Below are 23,506 nucleotides of genomic sequence, written 5' to 3' on the forward strand. Positions count from 1 at the left end.
CCCGTCAAGCGGCGGGATCAGAAGGGATTTCCGTTGTGGCGACGGGGGTCTGTCCGCTGATGGCGGGGACGAGATGGTGGGCGACGCTGCGCAACTTCTCGCAGGTTTCCTCGTGTTCGCGTTCGGGCCGGGACTGCGCCACGACGCCGGCCCCGGCCTGGAGCCAGCACCGTCCGTCCTGTCGGAAGACGCTGCGCAGCACGAGGGCGGCGTCCAGGGTGCCGTCGGCGTCGCAGGTGAGGACCGCGCCCGCGTACAGGCCCCGGGGCCTTCCTTCGAGGGTCCGGATCAGGGGATACGCCGGAGTCTTGGGGATACCGGTCGCGGTGACGGCCGGGAAGAGGGCCGCGAACGCGTCCCAAGGGCCGCGGTCGGGGCGGAGTCGTCCGGTGACGGTGGAGGCAAGATGCTGGACGGTGCCGCGGCCGAGGACGGTCATATATGCGCTGACAACGCTGTCGTCGCACACCGTGTCGAGCTCTTCCAGCGCGAGCCGGACCGAGATGGCGTGCTCGTGGATCTCCTTGGGGTCGCCGAGGAGGGCGGCGCGCAGCCGGGCGTCGTCGGCGGCCGTTCCGGTCCTGGCCCGGGTGCCGGCCAGCGGGCGGGTGGTGACACGGCCGTCGGCGGTGACCTCGGCCACCGTCTCCGGGCTGAACCCGGCGGCCTGAATGCCGCCGAGGTCGAGCAGGAACGAGCGTGCGGGGGTGTTGGCCCGCCGCCCCGCGACAAAGCTGGCGACCAGGTCCACCGGGGCCGGTACGGGGACCTGCCGGGAGAGGATGACCTTCTCCAGCGGGCCCTGCCGCCGCAGTTCCACCAGGGCCGCGGCGACCGCGGCCCGGTAGTTGCCGGTGTCCTCCAGGGGGAGCGCGATCCGTCCGGCCGGTTCCGGCGGCCTGCCCGGGGCGGGGGACCGGACCAGGTCGGCGATCAGGTCCAGCCGTTCGGGGACGACGGACCGGACGAGGACCTCCGTCCCGTCGGCGCGCACCTCGTCGGTGGGCACGACCAGGTGCAGCAGGGTCTGCGTGGGGTCCGGGTCTCCTCCGGCCAGTACGGCGCCCAGTTCGAACGCGGCCCAGCCGTACGCCCGCCAGTCCTGGACCGGAGTCTCGGCGAGGCGTGCCCCCACCCGTCCGAACTCTGCGGTGTCCGCCCCGGTCAGCCGGACCGAGGCCAGGACGCCGCCGGCCAGGGACCATCCGGCATCGCTCTCGTACACCACGTACGGGTCGAACAGGCCGCTGCGGACCAGCCGGGCCATCAGCGGCAGCGGGTCCTCCCGCAGCGGCAGGCGCAGTTCCCGGTAGGTGGTGCGGGTCATCGGGGTCCGTCCTTCTCGCTCTCGTGCGAGCGGCGGCCCCGCGCGCTGATCAGGGGGTAGGAGTTGACGACGAATTCCGGGTGCCGCAACAGCGCCTGGAACCCGTCCAGTTCAGCCGCCGGCACACCGGACCGGGCCAGCCCGTCGGCGACCTGGTCGGTGTTGTGCCGGTGCAGGGCGATGCCGGTGCCGCCGCCGGGCCATGCCTCGGCATACGTGCTCGCGGCGATGTCGCGCAGTCCGGCGGCGGCCATCGCTCCCAGCGTGCGGCGTCCCCACAATGGATCGGCCCCGGCCTCCGCCAGCAGGCCCATCAACGCCGTGTGGACCCGGTCGAACAGTTCCGCCGACGAGGCGTCGGGCGCGGCCAGCACCGGGGTCCAGCCACAGTCGAACTCCTCCAGCACCAGCCATCCGCCCGGTCGCAGAGCCGCAACGAGCTTCTGGAGCACCTCCAGTCGCTCCGGCAGATGCAGCAGAACCAGCCGGGCGTGGACGAGGTCGTAGTCCCTGTCCGGCAGCGGATCGTGGACGACGTCGTGCCGCAGCAGCCGCACATGCTCCGGACGGTCGTGTGAAGCGGCCCACCGCGGTTCGAGCTCGGTGACCGTCACCTGGCCCCGCGGCCCCACCCGGTCCCCGAGCCAGTCGCCCAACGAGGAACTGCCGCCGCCGACTTCGAGGCATCGCCAGCCCGTGGCGAGTCCGGTCAGTTCCAACTGACGGCGGGAGACGGGGTCGTAGCACGACTCCAGAGCCGAGAAGCGGCCGACGGCCTGCGCGGCGGCGCTGTCGAAGAGGTAGTGGGACACGGACTGCCTCCACGTACAGGAGGGAACAGTGCTCTCCCATGGTCACGGAGTGAGCGGGAGTCAATACACGGCGCTCAAGAGGCAGCCCGGTCGAAAGGCGTACCCGGGCTCACTCATGGGACGTACGGTTGTCGAACTCCGCGTCCTGGCTCCGTGGTTCACGCGGGGGAGGCCGGTCCCACCCTCGTCAGCCTTCCTCCTGCCGCGCGAAGTCGGGAAGTTCGGTGGACAGGAGGTGTTCGGCGCCGCCGTCGAGGAGTCGCTGCATCTCGGTGGAGCGGGGTAGCAGGGTCTTCTCGTAGGTGTGGAGGGCGTCGTCGACGGTGGGGTGGTTCGCGAGGGCGAGGGCCAGTTCGCAGGCGTCGAGCATGGCGAGGTTGACGCCGACGCCGAGCGGGGGCATGAGGTGGGCGGCGTCGCCGAGCAGGGTGACGGTGGGGTCGTGGTCCCAGGTGTGGGGGACGGGCAGGGCGTGGACGGGGCGGTCGACGTAGCGGCCGTCGTTGTCGCCGATCAGTCGGCGCAGCGCCGGTGACCAGTCGCGGAACCGCTCCAGCAGCAGTGCCCGGATGCCGTCGGTGTCCTGGACGGTCAGGCCGCTCGCGGTGATCCAGTCGGCGGGGACGCGCTGGATGACGTAGACACGGATGTGGTCGCCGCTGCTGCGCTGGGCGAACAGTCCGCGGTCGCCGTCGGCCGCGGCGGCGCTGCCCTGGCCGACGAGTCCGGCGATGTCGGGGTGCCGGTTCTCGACGTCGTGGAACCAGGCTTCGAGAAAGCTGATGCCGGTGTACTCGGGGGTGGCGGGAGAGAGGGCGCGGCGGACCCGGGACCACGCGCCGTCGGCGCCGATGACCAGGTCGGCCTCGACGGTCGTGCCATCGGTGAAGTGGAGCTGCCGGGGGCCCACTTCGGGACCGCCGACGGTTTCGAGGGTGCGGCCCCAGCGGACCGTGCCCGGCCGGAGGGAGTTCAGAAGGAGGTCGCGCAGCTGACCGCGGTCGATCTCCGGCTTGAAGCGGTCGCCCTCTTCGGCGGTGTGGTGGAACAGGAGCGTGCCCTGCGGGTCCAGTTGACGCATCTCCTGCCCTTCGGGGCGGGAGAGCTGGAAGAACTCCTCCAGCAGTCCGGCCTCGCGCAGGGCGATCTGGCCGTTGTCCTCGTGGAGGTCGAGGGTGCCGCCCTGGTCGCGGGCGTCGGGACCCGACGCCTGGTCGTGGACGGTGACGGCAATGCCGTGCAGCTGGAGAATCCGGGCACAGGTCAGGCCGCCGGGACCGGCACCGATGATCGCGATGCGCGGGGTGGGTGAGGTATTCATGGTGGTGCTCCGTTCCTGCCGCGGGAAGGTGTGGTGAGAGTCGGTCAGTCGGCCGCGGTGGCGGGGGCAAGATCGTGTCCGCCCATGCCGAGCAGGACCATGACTGATCACTCCTTTCAGAGGGGGAGTCGAAGAGGTAGGGGGGCGGCCGGGCGATGCCTCGCGGCCACGGCTCCAGAAAAGCACAGCTGCTCAATAAGTGCAACGACTCAACTTTTGAACTCGGTCCATGTTCGGGATAGAATGGTGGCCATGACCGAGACCCGGAGCGCGCCCGTCCCGGTGGGACGCCGCGAACGCAAGAAGGCCGCCACCCGCCAGGCCATCGCCGACGCCGCCCTGCGGCTGTTCCTGGAACGCGGCTACGACGACGTCGGCATCCGCGAGATCGCGGACGCCGCGGACGTCTCCACCACCACGCTGTTCAAGCACTTCCCCGTCAAGGAAGCCCTGGTCTTCGACGAGGACGCCGACCAGGAGGCCCAACTGCTCGCCGCCGTACGCGAACGCCCCGACGGCCGGTCGATCCCGGCCGCCCTGCGCGAGCACGCCCTCCACCACCGCAGGGGCGCGGCCGGCGACGACCCCCGCTTCACCGCCTTCTTCGACCTGATCAACAACACCCCGGCCCTGCGCGACTACGCCCAGGCCATGTGGCTGCGCCACAGCGAGGCCCTGGCCCGGGTCATCGCCGAGGAGAGCGGCCTTCCCCACGACGACCCCGCCTGCGCCGCCCTGGCCCACTTCGCCCTCGAAGCCCCCCGCGCCGCCCGCGGGCACGGCGACCCCGAGGAAGCCGTCACCCGCGCCTTCGACCTGCTCGACAAGGGCTGGAGCGCGGTCGCCGCCGGCCGGTGAGCCGGGCGCCCTCTCCCGCACCGATCGATCCTCTCCGGCGGGCGGCGAGCCGCTCGGACGCTCACCCGTCCGGCCCGGTCCTGCTGCACGGGGCGGACCTTCGGCCGAGGCTGAGGTGGCTGACCGTGCACCGGTGAAGCGCCCGCGCGTCCGCGCGAGCCGCCCGGGCGGCATCGAAAGGACGGCGTTCATGGCGAAGGCGTATCTGGTGGGCAGCGGTATCGCGTCGCTGTCGGCGGCGGCGTTCCTGATCCGTGAGGGCGGGTTCGCCGGATCGGACATCGTGATCCTGGAGGAACAGGACCGCAAGGGCGGCAGCCTGGACGCGGCCGGTTCGCCCGAGACCGGCTACACGATGCGCGGCGGCCGCATGTTCGAGATCCACTTCGACTGCACGTACGACCTGCTCGGCTCGATCCCGTCCCTGGACGACCCGTCGAAGTCGGTGACCGAGGACACCTTCGCCTTCCACGAGGACTTCGCCTGGGACGACCACGCCCGGCTCGTCGACGCGGCGGGCAAGGTCGTCGACTCGCACTCGATGGGCTTCTCCGAACGCGACCGCCTCGAACTGGTGAAGTGCGTGAGCACCCCGGAGAAGCTGCTCGACGGCAAACGCATCACCGACTGCTTCGGCGAGGGCTTCTTCCGCACCAACTTCTGGTGGATGTGGTGCACCACCTTCGCCTTCGAACCGTGGCACAGCGCGATCGAGTTCCGCCGCTACCTCAACCGCTTCGTCCACCTCTTCAAGACCTTCGACTCCATGTCGGGGATCTACCGGACCCGCTTCAACCAGTACGACTCCATCGTGCGCCCGCTGCTGAAGTGGCTCACCGAGCAGGGCGTGACCGTTCAACTCGGCACGCGCGTCACCGACTTGAGGCTGGCCGAGGGGAACGCTCCGACCGTCGAGGCGTTCACCTGGACGCGGGAGGGCCGCGGCGGGGAGACGGTTCTCGCCCCCGGCGATCTGGTGCTGGTCACCAACGGCTCGATGACCGCCGACTCGACACTCGGCTCGACCGACACCGCACCCGTGCTCGACACGTCCGGCGCCGCCGGTGCCTGGCAGTTGTGGGAGACGCTCGCGGCGAAACGGCCGGGCCTGCTGGGCAACCCGGCGGTCTTCAACTCCTCGATCACGGACTCCACTTGGGCGTCCTTCACGGTCACGACCAAGGACCCGACCTTCTTCGAGCTGATGGAGAAGTTCAGCGGCAGCGAGGCCGGCAAGGGCGGGCTGATCACCTTCAAGGACTCCAACTGGCTCCTGACCATCGTCCTCAACCACCAGCCGCACTTCCGCGAGCAGCCCGAGGACACCTTCGTGTGGTGGGGCTACGGCCTCTTCCCGGACAGGGAGGGCGACTTCGTCCGCAAGCCGATGCGCGAGTGCACCGGCCGGGAGATCCTGGACGAGGTCCTGCACCATCTGCGGTTCGAGGAAGGTCCGCAGATCCTCGACCACTCGATCGTGATTCCGGCGCTGATGCCGTACATCACCAGCCAGTTCCTGGTCCGCAGCGCCGGGGACCGGCCGCAGGTCGTCCCGGAGGGCTCCATCAACCTGGCCTTCATCGGCCAGTACGCCGAGGTCCCCGACGACGTCGTCTTCACCGTCGAGTACTCGGTCCGCACCGCCTGGACCGCGGTGGCGGGACTGCTCGGCCTGGACCGGCAGCCGCCACCGGCCTACAAGGGCGGGCACGATCCGAAGGTACTGGTCGAGGCGCTGCGGACCATGCACCGCCGGTGAGTTGACGGCTCGCACGGTCGTTCCGGCCCCTGGACAATCGGGGCCGGCACGACCGTGTGCGCCATCAGATGGGCGGTCGTCGATGGCCGCCCGGCGGGCGGGCGCACGATCGGTTGCCCATGCGCCGACTTCAAGTCCTGCCAGGGGCAGGGCAGTTCGGCCGCACCGGGATATGGCAAGTCCTTTGAGGGACAAGGGCGGTTCGCCCTCGACCGGTTGTCGCGGACGCCGGAGTCCCGATGAGCACGCTCGCCGGGACCCGGAGCGGCGTGTTCGTCAGCACCAGCGACAACGAGCAACGGCCGGGCGGGCAGGGCGACTTGGCGGACCCCGGTCTCCACGCCTCGGCCTCCACGCCGGGCTGGGCACCGCCCTCTGCGCGCCGCACGGCAGGATCGGTCACGCCTCCGACCTGCGAGACCGCGGACACCGCGTGTCGCCCTTTGCACAGGCGGTCGTGAGCACGACAGAATCGCCTTCGAGCGTGAGGACGGTGATCGCCGGCGCCCGCTCAAGGCCATCGCGGACCAGCACAGGCGACCACGGACGATCACGGCGTCTTCGACACTTCGACGCCGTGTCGGCCGCGCAGGAATCCACGACCCCAGTACCGGAAGGACGACATGACGGCCTCCTCCGAGGATCCGACGGCGGAGGCCGTCACGGCCCCGACCGACCAGTCCGGCACCGCGCCGCTGCCCCTGCCGCGCCGGTCGAAGGGACCCTCGGCGATAGCCGAGGCCGCCGCGGCGCTGGGGCCTGTTCCCGCTTCCGACTCCGGGCCTGTTGCCCCGCCGCCCATGTCCGCGGCGGCGGCCGAGTTCGCGGCACTCACCGAACGCGTGCCGGACACCGAGGCGTCAGGGAGACGTACCGACCTCTTCGCCGGAGATCTGACCGACCGCCGCACCGACATCACGGCCGTTCCGAGCCCGTCCGTGCCCCGACCCGCGCGGCGCCGCAGGCTCCTGCTCGCCGTCGCCGCTACCGCCGCCGCCTTGCTGACCGGCACCCTCCTTCTCGTGAACGGGGGCGACGGGAAGGGGAGTTCGGCGGCCGGCGCCGCATCGGACACCGTCCGGGGCAGCGGACAGAACGAGGACGTGACCGACTCGTCCGACTCCGCCTCGCCGTCGGGTGAATCCTCCGCGCTCGAAGCCGACTCCACCCGGCAGCCGACCCCGAAGGCCGGTTCATCGGCGTCGGCGAAGAGCACCGCTGATGCCACGGCCACGGCTTCTGCGAAGGGCGGCACCAAGAACGGCGCTGCGCCGTCCGGCAGTTCCTCGCCAACCGTCGTCCAGGGCGTAGTGATCCGGGGGCACGGCTCGGGCCGCTGTATCGACGTGACCGGAGGCAAGCCGGTGGACCACACCCGCCTGCAGATCTGGGACTGCACGGGCGCCGCCCGACAGAAGTGGAAGATCGGGCCGGACGGAACGGTCCGTGCCCTGGGCAAATGCATGGACGTCGACGGCGGTTCGCGGACGGACGGCGCGTGGATCAAGCTCGTCACCTGCAACGGCACCGGGGCCCAGCGGTTCCGGCTCACCGCCGCGGACGACCTGGTCAACATCCAGGCCGACAAGTGCGTCGACGTGACCGACGCGGGGACCGCCAACGGCGCGGAACTGCAACTGTGGAGCTGCACCGGCGGGGACAACCAGAAGTGGAGCACGGGCTGACGGCACATCTCCCGGGTGTGCTGTCCGGAGAGGTTGGCTCAGGTGGGTAGGCGGGGGCGGGGCTACCGATACGTCGGGCCGGCCGAGTCGAAGGCCGCGGTGCGGGCCGGTGACGGCAGGGACATGATGCTGGGCTTGGACGCCGGTGAGATCAGCTTCCTGTGCGAGGCGGGTCGTTGGACCGTGAGCGAGGTCAGCAACCAGTCCACCGGGTACTGTCCCTCCGGCTTCACCTGCGAGGTCGTGTTCCGGCGGTGCCCCGACTGCCAGGAGCACAACATCGTGCGTGAGGACGACTTCGTCTGCGTCTTCTGCGGCAGCGATCTGCCCGCGGTGTGGAACGTGGACCCCACCGCGTGACGGCCGAGGATCACAGAAATCGCCGCACGGCCTAGGCCGACGCGGAGGCCACGAAGAACGGAATCGCGACGAGGAAGCGGCCGGTCTCCGCACGTCGGCGCTGTTCCGCGAGCCACGCGTCCGCCCGGGCACGGTCGACGGCGCCGCCGGCGCAGGCCGGTTCGGCGAGTCTCGCGAGGAGCGACAGCATCGCGGGGTCTGTGAACACGCTGGTGTGCGCCTCGACCGCGACGTCGGCGAAGCCGCCCCTAAGGAGCAGGTCACGGGACTGGCGGCCGGCGCGGGGTGTGGCGAGGAGGTCGGCGCGGGCGTGCACGATCGTGCGGGTGAGCGCCGCGTCGTCCGAGTCGATCATGATGGCGTCCCAGTCCTGGCCGACCAGGACGATCCTGCCGCCCGGGCAGAGGACCCGTCGTGCCTCCGCCACCGCGCGCTGCGGCTCCTTGAGCAGATGGAAGAGCTTGTCGGCACGGTAGCCGCGCACGCTGTTGTCGGCGAACGGCAGTTCCTCCGCCTCCGCGTCCCGGAACTCGGCCTTCGGCCAACGGCTTTGGGCCGCGGCCAGCATCCATGGGCCGGCGTCCACCCCCACTGCGCGGACGCCGCGTCCGGCCAGCTCCGCGACGGCCCGTCCGCCGCCGCAGCCGACGTCCACGACGGTCGAGCCGGGAACGAGGGACAGCAATTCGTAGGAGCGAGCCCGGAGTCGGACGGCGCTCGGCGTCTCGTCCGCCGCGTCGAGGACGGCCAGCAGGGCTTCGGTGTCGCGGCGCTCGTCAGCCGCTTCCTGGTTCTTGGACATGCACGTCATGCTGCGACTTAATGTCGGCATGAAGTCAAGCGAACTCGTCGGCGGTGCGGACACGTTGAGCATCGGCGCCCTCGCGGCACGGTTCGGCCTGGCCACGCATGTGCTGCGGCACTGGGAGACGATGGGCCTGCTGCACCCCGGACGGGACGCGGGCGGGCGCCGCCGCTACGGCGCGGACGACCTCACCCGCGTGGCGACGATCCTCCTCCTGAAGGAGGCCGGCCTCGGCCTGAACACCATCGGGTCCCTGTCCGCAGCTGCCGACCGCGCCACCCGGCACGAGATCCTGCGTCCCGCGGCCGAGGAACTCCGGTCGAGAATCGCCGCGGCCCAGGCCTCGTTGGAGTTCATCGAGGGCGGCCTGAACTGCGCGTACGAGGACATCACCCAGTGCCCGAACTACCGGAGGCACCTCGCCGAGCGGATCGGCCCGCGAAGCCCGGCCGCCGATCGGCCGCCTCAGGACGCGTCCCGCACCGGGAACTCCAGCCGCAGTTCGTAGCCGCCGTCGGCCGTGGGGCCCGCGCTGACGCTGCCGCCGAGCAGTTCGGCACGCTGGCGCAGACCGATCAGACCGTGGTGTGAGCCGGGGAGGGGGAGCGCGGGGCGCTGCGGGGCGGAGTTGACGACCACGACATGCACGGTCCCGTCCTGTTGCCCGATTCGGATCGCGGCCCTGGAACCGGGGGCGTGCTTACGGATGTTGGTCAGCGCTTCCTGGACGGTGCGGTAGACGGCGCGCTGCACCGAGGGCGGAAGTTCCTGGGGCAGTTCGGACCGTAGCTCGGCCTCGATGCCGCTGCTGTCGACCAGTTGGGGCAGGTCGGCGAGCAAGGGTTGCGGAGTCAGTTCGGTGGGGCGGCTGCCGGCGGCGCGCAACACGCCGACCATGTGCCGCAGTTCGTCCAGCGTCTGCACGGCGAGCCGCCGGATGTCGGCCGCGGCCTCCTTCGTCTCCGGGTCCCGGTTGCCCACCTGGAGCGCCCCCGCCCGTACGGCGATCAGGCTGACCTGGTGGGAGACGACGTCGTGCATCTCCCGGGCCAGTTGGGCGCGTTCCTTGGCCAGCACGTTCTGGGCGAGCAGCCGGCGTTCGTGCTCGCGCGCCTCGGTGATCTCGGTGAGGCGCAGTCCGAGTTCGCGCCGGGCCTGGACGAGCTGGCCGAGGAAGACGGGAGCCGTCGCCGTCGCCAGGCTGTAGGTGATCGTGATGAGCGTCGCGGCATCCGTCGGGTCGGCGAACTCCGGTACCGGCCACGACCACGCCGTGGTGTCGCCGACCGTGAACACCGCCGCGCAACCGGCCAGCAGGACGCGACGGCGGGAGAGCGAGGCCAGGGTGTACAGCGCGGCGAGGGTAGCGAACACCGAGTCCGTGACGAACGTGGCCGGCAGCGCCAACAGGTAGGTCAGCAGCGGCAGTCGGTGACGCAGTACGAGGGAGAAGGCGCCCAGCAGGGCGCAGGCCATGGCGATGCGGTCGCCGGGGTCGACGTGGACCCAGACGTCCAGCAGGGCGGCGGCGAGCAGCGCGCCGTCGAGCCAGGGAGCGGGCGGGCGGCGGGGAGTCATCGGCCCTCCGGCGCCGGTGGCGCTTCCTTGAGCAGGCCGGCGCGGTCGGCGAGCAGCGCCGCCTGGACCCGGCTGCCCACCTCCAACTTGGCCAGGACGGCGCTCACATGGTCCTTGACCGTCGCGGAACTGAGGTGCATCCGCTCGGCGATCCCGGTGTTGGACAGCCCCTCGGCGACCAGGACGAGTACGGTCCGTTCGCGCTCGGTCAGCCGGCCGATGCCGAGGGCCGCCGGGCCGCGCGGATCGGCGTCCAGATAGCCGCCGACGACGGTGCGGGTGACCTTGGCCGACAGCACGACCCCGCCATCGGCCAATGACCGTATGAGGTAAGGCAGTTGCTCGGGATCGGTGTCCTTCAGCAGAAAGCCGGACGCGCCGGAGCGCAGGGCCGCCGCCACGTACTGGTCCATGTCGAAGGTCGTGAGCATGGCGACCACCGGCGGCTCCGGCAGCCGGCGCAGCTCGGCCAGCACGGTGAGCCCGTCCACGTCCGGCATCCGGATGTCGAGCAGCACGACGTCCGGACACGTCTCCCGCACGGTACGGACCGCCGCGCCGCCCGAGACGGCCGCCACCACCTCGATGTCGTCCGCGGCATCGAGGATGTGCCGGAAGCCCGTACGGACCATGGCCTCGTCGTCGACCACCAGAACCCGGATCATGTGTGCACCGCTCCCCGCCCGATCACCGCCGGATCGCTACGACGCCGGGATCGGCCCACCGGTTCCGCGAGTGCTTCCGCGCGCCGCCCCCCGGCGGGGGTGCCCCGCCGGTCGGCGGGGGCGACTCCGGTCACCTGCCGGATGGTTGGGAGGCCCGCCGCGCACGATCCTGAAACGCATGACACAACCAGCGCCGCCGGTCTTACCCCATCCGCCCCCGCAACCGCCCTCGCACACACCGGACCCCCCGCCTCCCGCGCGCACACCGCCGGCGGGACGGCTCGTGGCCGTCGACCTGGCCCGCGGACTCGCGGTCCTCGGCATGTACGCCGCGCACGTCGGCCCCGACCCCGCCGTCGGCGGGCCACTGGGCTTCGCCATGGAGCTGGCACGCGGCCGTTCCTCCGCGCTCTTCGCGCTGCTCGCGGGGTTCTCGCTCGTGCTCATCACCGGCCGCCCGGAACCCCGCACCGGACGCGCGGGCCGGCAGGCCGCCTGCCGGATCGTCATCCGCGCGCTCGTCCTGATGGCACTGGGCTACGCCCTGACCGCGCTGAACACCGACGTCGACGTGATCCTGTCCTGCTACGGCCTGCTCTTCCTCCTCGTCCTGCCGCTGCACCGGCTGAGCGCACGGACGCTGGCGGCCGTCGCCGCCGCGGGCGCGCTCGTCCTGCCCCAACTGCTGTACGTAGTACGGCAGTCCATCGAGGGCGGCGACTGGGCCGACGCCGTCGTCGCCGCCGATCCGCTCGCCGGGGTCACCGGCACGGACGGCTTCATGGACCTGCTCTTCACCGGCGCGTACCCGGTGCTCACCTGGATGCCGTTCATGGTCGCGGGCATGGCACTGGCCCGCCTCGACCTCACCCGGCCCCGGCTCCGCGCCCGCCTGCTCCTCACCGGCGGCGCCCTGACCGTGCTCGGCTACGGCGGTTCATGGCTGGCCCTGCACCTCGTCCCGCACGCGCTCACCGCGGTCGGCGCGGCGACGGACGGCGGCGCCGCGTCCTCGGCCTGGTGGTCCGACACCGTAGGAGACCTCGGGGACGACACCCCGGCCGCCTGGCTCCTGGTGGCCGCACCGCACAGCCAGACGACGTTCTCCATCCTCGGCAACACAGGCGTCGCGCTGACCGTCATAGCTCTCTGCCTCTGGACAACGCACAGGCTGCCCCGGCTCACCCGCCTGTCCGCACCCGTGACCTCGGTCGGCATGACCGCGCTCACCGCCTACGTCCTGCACATCCTCGCCATCCGCGCCGTCGGCATGGAGGAGTCGACGGGCCCGGCACTTCTGTCCCTGTTCATCTTCATCACCGCCTCCATGCTCCTGGCGACCGCCTGGACCCGACGGTTCCGCCGCGGCCCGTTGGAACACCTGCTCCACGGCACGACCCGCATCGCGGACCGCATCATGTGATCCCGCCTGTCGGGCCCGGTGGGCGTCTGGTTCAGGCAGGTTCGGAGCGGCGGGCCTTCAAGGCGCGTCGTCGCTCACTGGACTGCCTCGTCCTGAGTGCGCGCCGGGTCCCGCGCGACAGGGCGGAGGCGGGTTAGCAGGTCGTGTCGGCCGCGGACGACCAGGCCGAGCCGGCCGGCGCGTTCGGCATCGAGTACTCCGCTGAGCAGTCCGAGGACGGCACGGGGCGGTCCGTCCAGGACGAGGTCCGCGTCGGTGGCACGGCCGGGCCGGGTGTGGACCTGGCCGTTCCGCAGCTCGATGACGGCCAGCTCGTCATTCGCGACGAGCTGGACGACCGCGGGCGGGGCGTCGGGATCGGCGTCGGTGGTGAACCATGCCGGGGCGTAGGCCAGCCACTGTGCCTGGAACGCGTCGTCGGGCCGTTCGACGCTCATGAACCGCAGACCCCACAGCCCGAGCGCCTTCAGCACCGGCTCCAGCTCCAGGCCGGTCTCGCTCAGGGCATAGAGGGCGGTGGCGACCGGCGGCGGCGCGTCCTCGCGGGTGATCAGTCCGGCTGCCTCCAGCTCCTTGAGGCGGGTCGACAGGAGGTTCGCCGCGACGCCCGGCAGCCCGTTCTTCAGGTCCGTGAACCGGCACGGGCCGCGGAGCAGCAGCTCCCGGACGATCAGCAGCGTCCAGCGGTCTCCCACGACGTCGAGGGCCCGGGCGATCGAGCAGTACTGGCCATAGCTCCGCATGCGCCAAGCGTAGCCCGCGGGTAGTTTATTTTCCAAATCGAGTGGTAGAGAAAATCAACCACCTGTGCCTAATCTTCCACCATGACTCGCACACCCACGACTCGCACACCGTCGAAACCGCTGGTGCTCGTCGCACTTCTCGCGGCGTCGTTCGTGATCAATCTCGACACCACTCTGGTCAACGTGGCCCTGCCGACGCTGACGCGTGAACTGGGCACCTCCACCTCCCAGTTGCAGTGGGTGGTGGATGCCTACAACTTCGTGTTCGCGGCTCTCCTGCTGACCTCGGGGAGCCTGTCCGACCGCTTCGGCCGCAAGGGCATGCTCCTGGCCGGCCTGCTGGTCTTCGGCGTGTCCAGCTTCGTCGGGGGATACGCCGACACCCCGGCGGAGCTGATCGCGGCCCGGGCCGTGATGGGTCTGGGGGCGGCCATGACGTTCCCGGCCACGCTCTCCCTGCTCACCGGCGTCTTCACCAGCCGCAAGGAGCGCGCGCTGTCCATCGGGCTGTGGGGCGCGACGGCCGGTATGGCCATCGCGCTGGGGCCGATCGCCGGCGGCTTCCTGCTCAAGCACTACAGCTGGTCGAGCGTCTTCTACACCCTCGGCCCGGTGTCCCTGGTCGTCATCGTGCTGGTGGCGGTGTTCGTCCCCAGGTCGCGGAATCCTCGCCCGTCCCGCCTGGACTTCCCGGGCCTCGTCCTGTCCGGCGGGTTCATGGGGCTGCTCGTCTACACCATCATCGAGGCCCCGGACCGCGGCTGGGCATCACCGGCGTCACTCGCGGGCTTCGCCGGTGCCGTCCTCCTGCTGATCGCGTTCGTCGTCGGCGAGCGCCGCGCGGAGGAGCCGATGCTCGATGTGCGGCTCTTCAAGGACATGCGCTTCAGCGCCGCCAGCGCCTCGGTCACGATCGCGTTCTTCACGCTGTTCGGATTCATCTTCCTGATGACGCAGTTCTTCCAGTTCATTCGGGCCTACAGCCCCTTGTCCACCGGCGTGCACCTGCTGCCGGTCGCGGTCTCCGTCGCCGTGGGATCCACCCTCGGGACGCGGCTGGCGGTCCGGGCCGGCACCAAGGCGGTCGTCACCGCCGGGCTCGCCCTCCAGGCGGTCTTCTACTTCTGGGTCGCGAGCGACATCTCCCCGACCCTCGGATACGGCGTCATCGCCGTCCAGATGGTCGTCTACGGCCTCGGAATGGGCCTGACCTCGGCGCCCGCGACCGAGTCCATCATGGGCGCGGTCGCGGCCGACCAGGCCGGAGTGGGATCCGCCGTCAACGACTCCACCCGCCTCCTCGGCGGAACCCTCGGCGTCGCGGTCATCGGCAGCGTGTACGCCTCGCTGTACGACGCCCGGCTCGACACCGCACTCCCGGCACTGCCCTCCGCGCTGACGGACCTCGCCCATCAGTCCGTCGGGGCGGCGTTCGGTGTCTCCGGCCAACTCGCCGCCGACGGCCGGTCCGCCGCGGCCGAGGCCGTACGCCAGGCCGCGACCGGAGCCTTCGACCACGGTCTCGGCGTCGGGTGCGTCGTGGCCGGAGTCGTCGCGGTCGCGGGTGCGCTGCTCGCCGCCGTCTTCCTGCCGGCCCAGCCCCCGCGGCAACCCGGACCGGCACACCAGCCGGCCGAGTCGGCCGACACCACCAACTACCGGAAGGACCCGGTGTCATGACCTACGGAGAGACCGCCGTCCGCCAGACCATCGACCGACTCCTGAGCGACCACCTGGATCTCGACGCCGCGGCCGACGGAGCCCTGGACAACCTCGACCAGTTCCACATCGGTGGCGCGGGAGCCGTCGACCGACTCATCCCCACGCTCGCCCTCGCGCCCGGTGACGTCGTCCTGGACGTCGGCTCCGGATTCGGCGGCCCCGCACGCCAGATCGCCCGCCGCACCGGCAACCGTGTCGTCGGCATCGACATCACTCCGGCCTACGTCGACGCCGCACGCGACCTCGCCGCGAGGGCCGGCCTGGGCGACCTCGTCCAGTTCCGCGCGGGGGACATCGCCGGCTTCCGGCCCGATCCGCCCTTCGACGCCGCGATCACCATGCACGTCCAGATGAACGTGCGGGACAAGACCCCCTGGTTCCGTCACATCGCCGAACGCCTCGCCCCCGGCGCGCGCCTGGCCCTCTGGGAGGTCTGCCAACCACACCCGGCCGACCTTCCCTGGCCCATGCCCTGGTCGCTCGACGGCACCGACAGCTTTGTCGTGCCCGCCGAAACACTGCTCGGCTGCGTCCAGGACGCGGGGTTCACCGAGGTCGAATGGACGAACGAGTCGACCTGGGTCCAGGACTGGATCACCCAGACCTTCGCGAACGGCCTGCCCACCGGACCCGCACTCCCGATGCTCCTCGACGACGGCCACACCCGCCTCGTCAACTACGCCACCGCACTCGCGGACGGCTCCCTCGAAGTCTGGCGCGGCTGTTTCACCAAGGACGCCGACTGAGGTTGGCCCTTGGCCCGGCTCTGAAGGCCGGGATCGATGCCGAGCACGAGATCAAGGTCCGGCAGCTCGGAGGTGCGCTGCGCGCGGCCACTGCCTGCGGCTCCCCGACGTCCGCGGAGTCCGTCGCGGAGAACGGGCCGAAGACCAGTGGTTGGAGCCTGCCTCGTACGCCTGCACACTGACGTCGGCCGGCCAGGTCACGGCCGTGGCGCCTGGCGGGCACCTTCCGGGTGACGGTCCGGGACGGAATGACGGTGGAGGCCGTCGGGCTCGACGGGGACACCTACGACCCGAAAGCCGGCTGACGAACTGAGCCGGCCCGCCGATCCGCATGTTCCGGCGACCGTTCCGTCCGGTGAGCGGGAGTGTCGGCGACCCGTGCGCCGGGATCCGCCGGGAGTGTGCCCGGCGGCTGTCAGGCGAGGAAGTCCTCCAGGATCTCGACGAACCGCACCGGCTGCTCCTCGGCCGGGTAGTGGCCGCAGTCGTCGAGGACGACCCCCGTGACGTCGTCGGCCGCCGGCCGCATCGTCCGTGCGGCGTTCTCGCCGCTCCACAGCGCGCCGCCGACGCCGAGCACGGGCAGGGTCAGCCGGGTCCTGGCGCGCTGCTCGTTCTGCGCGATCGTCTCGTCCAGCGCCCGGTAGTACGCGAAGCTCGCCCGCAGCGCGCGAGGATCCGCGGTGATCGCGTCGACGTAGACGTCGACGGCGTACGCGGGGATCGCGGTCGGCGTGGCGGCCTTGGTGGCGAACTGCCAGCCGAAGAAGAGCCGTTCGCGTCCCCGGACGAGTTCCTCGTTGAGGTCGGTGAGCCGGTTGAAGCCGAACTGCCAGAGCCTCAGGTTGGCCGCGGCCGGGCCGAAGAACGGCGGGGACGGCGTGAGACCGGGGATCACCGCTTCGACGATGGCGAGCCGGCCCACCCGCTCGGGATGATCGGCGGCGAGGGCGTACGAGGTCCACGTGCCGATGTCGTGGCCGACCACATCGAACCGGTCGTGTCCGAGCGCGGTCATCAGCGCGACCAGATCGGCGGCGAGCGTGCCGGCGTCGTACCCGTCGTCGGGCTTGTCGGAGAGCCCGGCGCCGCGCGAGTCGACGGCGACGACGGTGTGCCGGCGGGCGAGCGCGGGCATCACCTCCCGCCAGGCGTACCAGGTCTGCGGCCATCCGCCGACCAGCAGCAGCGCCGGGCCGTCCCCGCCGGTGACCGCGTGCAGCCGCAGTCCGTTCACCTCCACGAGCCGGCTGGTGAAGACGTCGGGGAATCCGTCGGGCAGCCGCAGCGAACTCAAGTTGGTCATGCCGGGGACCATACCCATCTTTGAATGATCGGTACAAGATGTGTAGAGTGACGGACCATGGCAGGCCGCAAGCAGTTCGACGTGGACGAGGCGCTACGACGTGCGATGCACGTCTTCTGGCGCTGGGGTTATTCGGAGGCCTCGATCGATCGCCTGACCGAGGGCACCGGCCTGGGCCGGGGCTCGCTCTACGGCACCTTCGGCGACAAGAGCGCCCTCTTCCGCCAAAGCCTCCAACGCTACGCGCAGACCTACCACCCGCTGTACGAGCAGGCGCTGTCCGGCCCTCACCCGGACCCGAGCGCCGTTGTGGCCGCCTACCTCCGCGTCACCCTGAATCGCATCGCCGACCCGACGGTCCCGGACGGCTGTCTGCTCACGGTGTCGGCGACGCAGTTCCCGACGCTCGACGCGGAGGGCCGGGCGATGGTCCGCGCCATGATCGACGGTCTGCGGACGATGCTGGAGCAGGCGCTACTGGCGACGGGGGCGGGCGAGCAGGAGGCGGCGGAACTGGCGTTGTGCACACTGGCGACGAACAAGTCCCTGGCGGTACTGAGCCGCGCCGGCTTCTCGGCCGAAGACCTGGCAACCGTCGCGGCAGCCGCCGCCAAGAACGCCAAGCCCCTGTGACCTGATTGGATGGGCGGTCGGAGGGCGTCGGCGGCCGGGCACGCGGCAGGCCGTCACGGTTCGCCGTCCAACTGGTGGGCGGTACACCACAGTTAGGAACCATGCGATGAGCACCCCGTACGAGTTCCCTCTGAAGCCCGTTTCGATCCACGTGTCCGACGAGGTCCTCGACGACCTGCGCGCCCGCCTCGCGGCGACCCGTCCGCCGCTGGACGAGGGGAACGAGGACTGGTCCTACGGCGTCCCCGACAGCTGTCTCCGCGAGCTCGTCGCCTACTGGCGGGACGGTTACGACTGGCGTGCGGCCGAGGCGGCCATCAACGTTCACGAGCACTACCGGGTGAGCGTCGCCGGTATCCCGCTGCATTTCATGCGTGAACCCGGCCGCGGTCCCCGTCCGGTTCCGTTGATCCTGACCCACGGCTGGCCGTGGACGTTCTGGCACTGGTCGAAGGTGATCGGTCCGCTCGCCGATCCGGCCGCGTTCGGCGGTGACCCCGCCGACGCGTTCGACGTCATCGTGCCGTCCCTGCCCGGCTTCGGCTTCCCCGGTCCGCTCACCGGCTTTCCGGACGTCAACTTCTGGAAGGTCGCCGACCTTTGGCACACCCTGATGACCCAGACTCTGGGGTACGACAGGTACGCCGCCGGGGGCTGTGACATCGGCGGTGTCGTCACCAGTCAGCTCGGCCACAAGTACGCCGACGAGCTGTACGGCATCCATATCGGCTCGGGGCTGCCGCTCGACTTCTTCAACGGCCCGCGCGCCTGGGACTTCGGCAGCAGAAGGCCCCTCACCGACGACCAGCCCGCCGATGTCCGGGCCCGGATCATCGAGATGGACCGCCGCTCGGCCTCCCACCTCGCCGTGCACATGCTCGACGGCGCCACCCTGGCCCACGGTCTGAGTGATTCCCCCGCCGGACTGCTGGCCTGGCTCCTGGAGCGCTGGAACGCCTGGAGCGACAACGGCGGGGATGTCGAGTCCGTGTTCACCAGGGACGATCTGCTCACCCACGCCACGATCTACTGGGCGAACAACTCCATCGCCACGTCGATGCGTTACTACGCCAACGCCAACCGCTATCCCTGGACGCCCGCCCACGACCGCACCCCGGTGGTGCGGGCCCCGGTCGGCCTCACCCTCGTCACCTACGAGAACCCGCCCGGCGTCCACACCGCCGCCGAGCGCGTCGAGGCGTTCAAGAAGGGGCCGCAGAGCGCATGGTTCAACCACGTCAACGTCAACGCCCATGAGCACGGCGGCCACTTCATCCCCTGGGAGAACCCAGACGCCTGGGTGAACGACCTGCGCCGCACCTTCCGCGACCGCAGGCCCTGAACAGCGTCGAGGCCTTCCTCATCAGTAGCCGTAGCGGCTCTTGATGTGGCGCCAGAAGTCCCGGATCATCCACTTGTCGAACTCGGTGATCTCCGTGGCGCTTCCCGCGTTCATGATGAAGCCGCCGACGTCGGGGGTCGGGGTCCAGTCGTAGAAGTCGTCGAGGCCGAAGGTGTGGCCGACTTCGTGCAGGTAGATGTGCAGATTCTCCTCGTCCAGGGCGTTGGTGAAGTACTCCTGGTCCAGGCGCTGTCCCCAGTCACCGCCCGCACCGCCGAAGCCCATGCCCTTGGTGAGCCAGAGGGACTCGTCGTAGTGGTGGGCCTCCTTGCCGGGGCACTGGGAGTAGTCGCCGTCCTGGTGGAAGAACCGGCCGCAGGGCTCGGCGCATTGGGGTGCGCCGCCCTCGTCGAGGTTGCCGGCGTAGATGTCGACGGAGTCGTCGTCCCACTTCAGGGTGGAGCGGTCCTTGACCGCCCAGCCGACGACCTTGACCTTCACGGACGCGTAGGGCCACTGGTTGTAGCCCTTGCCGTTCTCGCTGAGCGCGGTCATCCACTTGTTGAACTGCTTCTGGAGGGTCGCCTGGACCTTGTCGCGCAGTGTGGCGGTCACCGGGTTGTCGGAGTCCCAGCGGACGCAGTAGTTGAGGGTGCCCTTGGTGGCCATGAGCTGGTCGTAGCCATAGTTCTTGAAGCCGTAGATGTCCGGGTACGTCGAGGCCATGTGGTCCCAGGTGTCGCCGAGTTGCTTGACGATGCCGGACGGCGGGTTCCATTCGGCGGCGCTCGCGGCCGTGGTGCTCGCGGCGGCCGTAGGGGTCGGGGTGGGCGTGGGGGTGACGGTCGTCTTGGACGTGCTCGTTGCCGTCGCCGTCGGGGTGGGCGTCGGGCTGCTGGACTCGCTGAAGCTGGGAGCGACGGTCTCGCCGGGGCTGGGGGTGGTGTCCGTCCCGGAGGAGCAACTCCTGCCGTTGAGCTTGAAGTTGGTGGGTGTGGCGGTGGCTCCGGTGCGTGAGCCGATGAAGCCTGCGGTGACGGTGGCTCCGGGGGAGAGTGTGCCGTTCCAGCTGGTGTTCTTGACGGTGACCGTCGTACCGGACTGCTGCCAGTCGCCGTTCCAGCCCTGGGTGATCCTCTCGCCTCCGCCGAGTTGGAAGGTGAGGGTCCAACTGGTCTGTGCCGCACCCTTGTTGGTGATGCCGACCGTTCCCTGGAAGCCGTCCGTCCATTGGCCGGCGACGTTGTAGTCGACCGCGCAGGTCGGTTCGGCGCCGTTGGCCAGCATCGGTACCAGCGCGCCGGTTCCGGCCACGAGGGCTGCGGCGACCGCGAGAGGGACCGGGCGCAGGAAGCGGTGCCTCAGTCGGTGGGACGTACGGGGTGATCTCATGGGGTGGTTCGTTCCCTCGGTGCGTGGGCTGTGTCGGGCTCCAGTGGTCGCCGACGGGGGAGTTGGTTGCCGTCGCGGTGAAACTGGATCTCCGGGGGCGCAGTGCTGGCGGCGCGCTCCCCGACGGGCGGGGCCGGGGAGCGCGCCGCCGCTACTTGACGGTCGCCTTGCTCTGCACGACGTACGCCGGGCCCGAGGCGGGCCTGACGGTGGTGGAGGTCGTGCTCACCGTCGCGTTGCGGACAATCAGGCCCGTCTTCGCGGTGATGTCCACCGAGGTCAGGGTCAGGCCGGTGATCGGCCGCTCCGGTACGCCGACGATCTGGCCGGCGGTGGTGGCGCCGGTCGCGGTGATGTCGGCGAGGGTGATGTCGTGGTAGTTCGGTGTGGTGCTGGTGACCGGCTGTGCGGCGTCGCCGTCCGCGGGGATCGACGGGTAGTACCCGGTGATCTGGATCGGGGTTGTCACGTCGGTCATCTTCAGGTTCTTGTAGGTGACGGCGTGGATCTCGCCGGCCCTGCCCCGCGCGGACTTGATCCGGACTCCGGCGGTGGTGCCCTTGAGGGTGTTGTCGTGGATGTCGATGTCGTAGATGCCGCCCGCTGTGTAGCTGCCGATGGACAGGCCGTGGCCGTGCAGGATCGTGCAGCCGCTGAGCGAGATGTCGTGGGACGGGCCGCCCTCCGCCGAGGAGTTGATGGCGATGTCGTCGTCGCCGGTGTCGATCGTGCTGTTGGTCACCGCGACGCCGGAGGACGACCACACGTCGATGCCGTCGGTGTTGGGCGCGTTGGCCGGTGCCTGGACGGTGATGCCGTCGACGGCGGACTCGGTGACCTTCTTGACGGTGATGTTGACGTTGGGGGCGTTCTTCAGCGTGATCCCGGTGATCTTCACGTTCGAGGCGTTGCTGAGGGAGACCAGGCCGGGGCGGGAGGAGAGCGTCTTGCCCGCCGCCTTCTCCTGGTTGGTCCGGGTCCACCAGGGGGCGCCCTGGCCGTCGATCGTGCCCGCGCCGGTGATCGTCAGGTTGTTCACACCGGAACCGCCGAGGAGTGGCGTCAGCTTTCCGCCGGACAGCGGGTAGTCCGCCGCATTCTGGGAGGCCAACAGGGTTGCTCCGGCGTCGAGTTGGAGCGTCATGTCGGCGGCCAGGGTCAGGGCGCCCGAGACGTACTTGCCGGCGGTCAGCTCGACCGTGCCCTTGCCCGCACAGGCGTTGATCGCCTTCTGGAGGGCTACGGTGTCCTTCGTCGTGCCGTCGGCCTTCGCGCCGTAGGCGGTGGGCTTGCAGACCGTGCCGGATGCCGGACTCGTCGTAGTGGCGACGGTCGTCGGGTTCCAGCCGTCCGAACCCGCCAGGTACTTCTGCGGGGTGTAGTCGGCCGCCTGGGAGTCGGTCAGTTGGGGGCGGGCGCTGTTGACCGTCGCGCCGGCTCCGGTGTTCTTGTACTCGTCGAAGCGGGCCTTCGTCCAGACGGCACCGGACATGTCGCTCCAGGGCTGGGCCGTCCTGACGAACGACCCGAGGGTGGACTCCCGGTAGAGCACCTGGGCGTCCTGGCGCCACGGGCGGCCGAGGCTGCCGGTGCCCGCCGCTCCGGCCCCGACGATGTTCGACCTGTAGAAGAGATAGCCGTAGCGGCGGGTCGCCGGGGTGCTGGCCGCGGTGATGTAACCCCCGCTGCCCAGTTGGTAGATGTCGCTGCGGTCGAAGACCGCGATGCCGCCGCCGAAGATGAAGTCGACGGTGCCTTCCACATAGGACTTCAGGAAGTACGCCCGCGCGGAGTCGTTGACGAGGAGGGTGTCCTGGTGGCCCAGGAGCCGTACGTCGGTGAGGGTCGCGCGGTCGGCGGACAGGCTCAGGGCCACGGCCTGGCTGGGGCTGGCCGTGTAGTCGTAGTCGTTGGAGATCGTCAGGTTCGACGCCGAGAAGTCGTGCCCGTCGACGAACGCGGTCGCGCTGCCGAAGGTGCCGTACGTCGTCCCGTCGGACTTCTTCGTGCTCGCCCCGTGGTTCTCGACGAGTACGACGTCGGAGGCGCTGGTGCCCAGGCCCTTCAGCGTGACGTAGGGCTTGTTGCTCGGGATGGTGAAGACGCCCCGGTAGGTGCCCTTCTTGACGGCGATGGTCACCGGCTTGGTGTTGTTCGCCGGGACCTTGTCGATCGCCGCCTGGACGGTGGTGACGTTCCCGGAACCGTCCGCAGCGACGGTGATCGTCGTGCCCGTGGCCGTGCTCGCGGTCGGACTCGCGCTCGCCGCCGCCGAGTCGGTGCCAGCCGGGGTGAGCGTCCAGCGCTTGTTGCTGTTGGTGGTGCAGGTCTCCTGGATGACGGCGGCGCCGGGCGCGGTGCTCGCGTTCGCGTCGCTGACGCACAGGCCGCTGCCGACGTTGACGATCTGGAAGGTGTCGTCGCGCGCCGGCTTCACCGTCCAGAGCTGGTTGGCCTGGTCGGTCCCGCAGCCCCACTGCTGGAGCCGGACCCCGGTGGTGCCGGACGCGCCGGGGACGTCGAGGCAGAGCCCGCTCGCGGCGGACCTGATGGCGAACCTGCCCGAGCCCCGGTCGACCAGGGTCCACTGCTGGTTGGCCTGCCCCTGGCCGCAGCCCCACTGCTGGATCAGCGCGCCGCTGGAGCCGCTGCTGCCGACCAGGTCCATGCACAGCCCGCTCCTGGCGACCGCGAGCGTGTAGGTGCCGGCCTTCGCTTCGGCCGTCTGCCCACCGGTTCCCGTGACGACGGTGGCCGCCGTCGCGACACCGCCCACGACGACGAGTGCCGCCCCGCCGGCCGCCGCGATGCGCCACTGGGCCCGCCTGCTCCGGGCGCGTCTGCCACGTCTGAGGTACATGCCGTTCCTTTCTCCGCTGTCACCACGGAGACGAAGCACCTCAGTGGGCCATAACAGGTTCGGCACCACGAATTTCGGTCGGAGACGCGAACGAGTTTCATTCGGCGGCTCGAACGGGGCGGCCCCTGCCCGATCTTGGTCCGTTCGCACGCCTGTGCCATCATGACCG

General features: G+C 70.5%; 20 protein-coding genes. 10 read left to right on the forward strand and 10 right to left on the reverse strand.

The window, feature by feature from the left end:
- Positions 1-4: 4 nt before the first annotated feature.
- The 3 genes from ACQHII_RS41945 to ACQHII_RS41955 all read right to left on the reverse strand — a co-directional run bounded on the left by ACQHII_RS41945 (position 5) and on the right by ACQHII_RS41955 (position 3,460).
- Positions 5-1,327 carry a salicylate synthase gene (locus ACQHII_RS41945; RefSeq protein WP_427924157.1) on the reverse strand — a complete coding sequence of 441 codons (1,323 nt, stop codon included), beginning with the start codon at positions 1,325-1,327 and terminating at the stop codon, positions 5-7.
- Positions 1,324-2,139 carry a class I SAM-dependent methyltransferase gene (locus tag ACQHII_RS41950; protein WP_427924158.1) on the reverse strand — a complete coding sequence of 272 codons (816 nt, stop codon included), beginning with the start codon at positions 2,137-2,139 and terminating at the stop codon, positions 1,324-1,326. Before ACQHII_RS41950 ends, ACQHII_RS41945 begins: the two co-directional genes overlap by 4 nt.
- A 187-nt stretch (positions 2,140-2,326) precedes the next feature.
- A complete protein-coding gene (locus ACQHII_RS41955; protein ID WP_427924159.1) occupies positions 2,327-3,460 on the reverse strand; it encodes an FAD-dependent oxidoreductase in 1,134 nt (377 codons plus the stop codon).
- Positions 3,461-3,712: 252 nt separating this feature from the next.
- On the opposite strand from ACQHII_RS41955, the gene ACQHII_RS41960 reads away from it, so the two are divergent.
- The 4 genes from ACQHII_RS41960 to ACQHII_RS41975 all read left to right on the forward strand — a co-directional run bounded on the left by ACQHII_RS41960 (position 3,713) and on the right by ACQHII_RS41975 (position 8,122).
- Positions 3,713-4,318 (forward strand): TetR/AcrR family transcriptional regulator, encoded by a 606-nt coding sequence (locus ACQHII_RS41960; RefSeq protein ID WP_427924160.1) that lies wholly within the window; start codon positions 3,713-3,715, stop codon positions 4,316-4,318.
- Positions 4,319-4,508: 190 nt separating this feature from the next.
- Positions 4,509-6,077 carry an oleate hydratase gene (locus tag ACQHII_RS41965; RefSeq protein ID WP_427925527.1) on the forward strand — a complete coding sequence of 523 codons (1,569 nt, stop codon included), beginning with the start codon at positions 4,509-4,511 and terminating at the stop codon, positions 6,075-6,077.
- Between the two features lie 623 nt (positions 6,078-6,700).
- Positions 6,701-7,762 (forward strand): ricin-type beta-trefoil lectin domain protein, encoded by a 1,062-nt coding sequence (locus ACQHII_RS41970; RefSeq protein ID WP_427924161.1) that lies wholly within the window; start codon positions 6,701-6,703, stop codon positions 7,760-7,762.
- A 42-nt stretch (positions 7,763-7,804) separates the two neighbouring features.
- Positions 7,805-8,122: a hypothetical protein gene (locus tag ACQHII_RS41975; protein WP_427924162.1), complete on the forward strand. Its 318-nt coding sequence runs from the start codon at positions 7,805-7,807 to the stop codon at positions 8,120-8,122.
- Positions 8,123-8,153: 31 nt separating this feature from the next.
- Here the strand turns inward: ACQHII_RS41975 and ACQHII_RS41980 are convergent, their stop codons facing one another.
- Positions 8,154-8,924, reverse strand: coding sequence for a methyltransferase domain-containing protein (locus tag ACQHII_RS41980; RefSeq protein ID WP_427924163.1), 771 nt, complete (start codon positions 8,922-8,924; stop codon positions 8,154-8,156).
- 28 nt (positions 8,925-8,952) lie between these two features.
- Between ACQHII_RS41980 and ACQHII_RS41985 the strand changes: the two genes are divergently transcribed.
- Positions 8,953-9,435: a MerR family transcriptional regulator gene (locus tag ACQHII_RS41985; protein ID WP_427924164.1), complete on the forward strand. Its 483-nt coding sequence runs from the start codon at positions 8,953-8,955 to the stop codon at positions 9,433-9,435.
- Here ACQHII_RS41985 and ACQHII_RS41990 read toward each other — a convergent pair.
- Positions 9,393-10,505 carry a sensor histidine kinase gene (locus ACQHII_RS41990; protein ID WP_427924165.1) on the reverse strand — a complete coding sequence of 371 codons (1,113 nt, stop codon included), beginning with the start codon at positions 10,503-10,505 and terminating at the stop codon, positions 9,393-9,395. The genes ACQHII_RS41985 and ACQHII_RS41990 overlap by 43 nt on opposite strands.
- Entirely contained in the window at positions 10,502-11,170 is a 669-nt protein-coding gene (locus ACQHII_RS41995; protein ID WP_427924166.1) for a response regulator, read from the reverse strand. Before ACQHII_RS41995 ends, ACQHII_RS41990 begins: the two co-directional genes overlap by 4 nt.
- A 178-nt stretch (positions 11,171-11,348) precedes the next feature.
- Here ACQHII_RS41995 and ACQHII_RS42000 point away from each other — a divergent pair, with 178 nt between their 5' ends.
- A complete protein-coding gene (locus tag ACQHII_RS42000; RefSeq protein WP_427924167.1) occupies positions 11,349-12,593 on the forward strand; it encodes a DUF418 domain-containing protein in 1,245 nt (414 codons plus the stop codon).
- 74 nt (positions 12,594-12,667) lie between these two features.
- Here ACQHII_RS42000 and ACQHII_RS42005 read toward each other — a convergent pair whose 3' ends face one another.
- Complete coding sequence (locus ACQHII_RS42005; protein ID WP_427924168.1) at positions 12,668-13,336, reverse strand: winged helix-turn-helix transcriptional regulator; 669 nt, start codon at positions 13,334-13,336, stop codon at positions 12,668-12,670.
- Between the two features lie 81 nt (positions 13,337-13,417).
- Between ACQHII_RS42005 and ACQHII_RS42010 the strand changes: the two genes are divergently transcribed.
- Entirely contained in the window at positions 13,418-15,016 is a 1,599-nt protein-coding gene (locus ACQHII_RS42010) for an MFS transporter (RefSeq protein ID WP_427924169.1), read from the forward strand.
- Entirely contained in the window at positions 15,013-15,804 is a 792-nt protein-coding gene (locus ACQHII_RS42015; RefSeq protein WP_427924170.1) for an SAM-dependent methyltransferase, read from the forward strand. The genes ACQHII_RS42010 and ACQHII_RS42015 overlap by 4 nt, the downstream gene beginning before the upstream one ends.
- Positions 15,805-16,219: 415 nt before the next feature.
- Here ACQHII_RS42015 and ACQHII_RS42020 read toward each other — a convergent pair whose 3' ends face one another.
- Complete coding sequence (locus ACQHII_RS42020) at positions 16,220-17,110, reverse strand: alpha/beta fold hydrolase (protein WP_427924171.1); 891 nt, start codon at positions 17,108-17,110, stop codon at positions 16,220-16,222.
- A 57-nt stretch (positions 17,111-17,167) separates the two neighbouring features.
- Here ACQHII_RS42020 and ACQHII_RS42025 point away from each other — a divergent pair, with 57 nt between their 5' ends.
- Together ACQHII_RS42025 and ACQHII_RS42030 are read left to right on the forward strand one after the other, a co-directional pair.
- A complete protein-coding gene (locus ACQHII_RS42025) occupies positions 17,168-17,743 on the forward strand; it encodes a TetR/AcrR family transcriptional regulator (protein WP_427924172.1) in 576 nt (191 codons plus the stop codon).
- A gap of 106 nt (positions 17,744-17,849) precedes the next feature.
- Complete coding sequence (locus tag ACQHII_RS42030) at positions 17,850-19,085, forward strand: epoxide hydrolase family protein (protein ID WP_427924173.1); 1,236 nt, start codon at positions 17,850-17,852, stop codon at positions 19,083-19,085.
- A 21-nt stretch (positions 19,086-19,106) separates the two neighbouring features.
- Here the strand turns inward: ACQHII_RS42030 and ACQHII_RS42035 are convergent, their stop codons facing one another.
- The gene (locus ACQHII_RS42035) at positions 19,107-20,477 is read right to left on the reverse strand and encodes a cellulose-binding domain-containing protein (RefSeq protein ID WP_427924174.1); all 1,371 of its coding nucleotides are present in this window, start codon (positions 20,475-20,477) and stop codon (positions 19,107-19,109) included.
- Positions 20,478-20,628: 151 nt separating this feature from the next.
- On the reverse strand, positions 20,629-23,337 hold the full coding sequence (locus ACQHII_RS42040) for a pectinesterase family protein (protein ID WP_427924175.1): 2,709 nt from the start codon (positions 23,335-23,337) through the stop codon (positions 20,629-20,631).
- Positions 23,338-23,506: the final 169 nt, after the last annotated feature.

Origin of the sequence: Streptomyces sp. cg40, from assembly GCF_050320165.1 — a bacterium.
In the GTDB taxonomy this organism is placed as follows: Bacteria; Actinomycetota; Actinomycetes; order Streptomycetales; family Streptomycetaceae; genus Streptomyces; species Streptomyces hokutonensis.

Coding starts and splice junctions, on each gene's coding strand:
- ACQHII_RS41945 (WP_427924157.1), bottom strand. CDS start 1,327: ATGACCCGCACCACCTACCGGGAACTGCGCCTGCCGCTGCGGGAGGAC.
- ACQHII_RS41955 (WP_427924159.1), bottom strand. CDS start 3,460: ATGAATACCTCACCCACCCCGCGCATCGCGATCATCGGTGCCGGTCCC.
- ACQHII_RS41960 (WP_427924160.1), top strand. CDS start 3,713: ATGACCGAGACCCGGAGCGCGCCCGTCCCGGTGGGACGCCGCGAACGC.
- ACQHII_RS41965 (WP_427925527.1), top strand. CDS start 4,509: ATGGCGAAGGCGTATCTGGTGGGCAGCGGTATCGCGTCGCTGTCGGCG.
- ACQHII_RS41970 (WP_427924161.1), top strand. CDS start 6,701: ATGACGGCCTCCTCCGAGGATCCGACGGCGGAGGCCGTCACGGCCCCG.
- ACQHII_RS41980 (WP_427924163.1), bottom strand. CDS start 8,924: ATGTCCAAGAACCAGGAAGCGGCTGACGAGCGCCGCGACACCGAAGCC.
- ACQHII_RS41985 (WP_427924164.1), top strand. CDS start 8,953: ATGAAGTCAAGCGAACTCGTCGGCGGTGCGGACACGTTGAGCATCGGC.
- ACQHII_RS41990 (WP_427924165.1), bottom strand. CDS start 10,505: ATGACTCCCCGCCGCCCGCCCGCTCCCTGGCTCGACGGCGCGCTGCTC.
- ACQHII_RS41995 (WP_427924166.1), bottom strand. CDS start 11,170: ATGATCCGGGTTCTGGTGGTCGACGACGAGGCCATGGTCCGTACGGGC.
- ACQHII_RS42000 (WP_427924167.1), top strand. CDS start 11,349: ATGACACAACCAGCGCCGCCGGTCTTACCCCATCCGCCCCCGCAACCG.
- ACQHII_RS42005 (WP_427924168.1), bottom strand. CDS start 13,336: ATGCGGAGCTATGGCCAGTACTGCTCGATCGCCCGGGCCCTCGACGTC.
- ACQHII_RS42010 (WP_427924169.1), top strand. CDS start 13,418: ATGACTCGCACACCCACGACTCGCACACCGTCGAAACCGCTGGTGCTC.
- ACQHII_RS42015 (WP_427924170.1), top strand. CDS start 15,013: ATGACCTACGGAGAGACCGCCGTCCGCCAGACCATCGACCGACTCCTG.
- ACQHII_RS42020 (WP_427924171.1), bottom strand. CDS start 17,110: ATGACCAACTTGAGTTCGCTGCGGCTGCCCGACGGATTCCCCGACGTC.
- ACQHII_RS42025 (WP_427924172.1), top strand. CDS start 17,168: ATGGCAGGCCGCAAGCAGTTCGACGTGGACGAGGCGCTACGACGTGCG.
- ACQHII_RS42030 (WP_427924173.1), top strand. CDS start 17,850: ATGAGCACCCCGTACGAGTTCCCTCTGAAGCCCGTTTCGATCCACGTG.
- ACQHII_RS42035 (WP_427924174.1), bottom strand. CDS start 20,477: ATGAGATCACCCCGTACGTCCCACCGACTGAGGCACCGCTTCCTGCGC.
- ACQHII_RS42040 (WP_427924175.1), bottom strand. CDS start 23,337: ATGTACCTCAGACGTGGCAGACGCGCCCGGAGCAGGCGGGCCCAGTGG.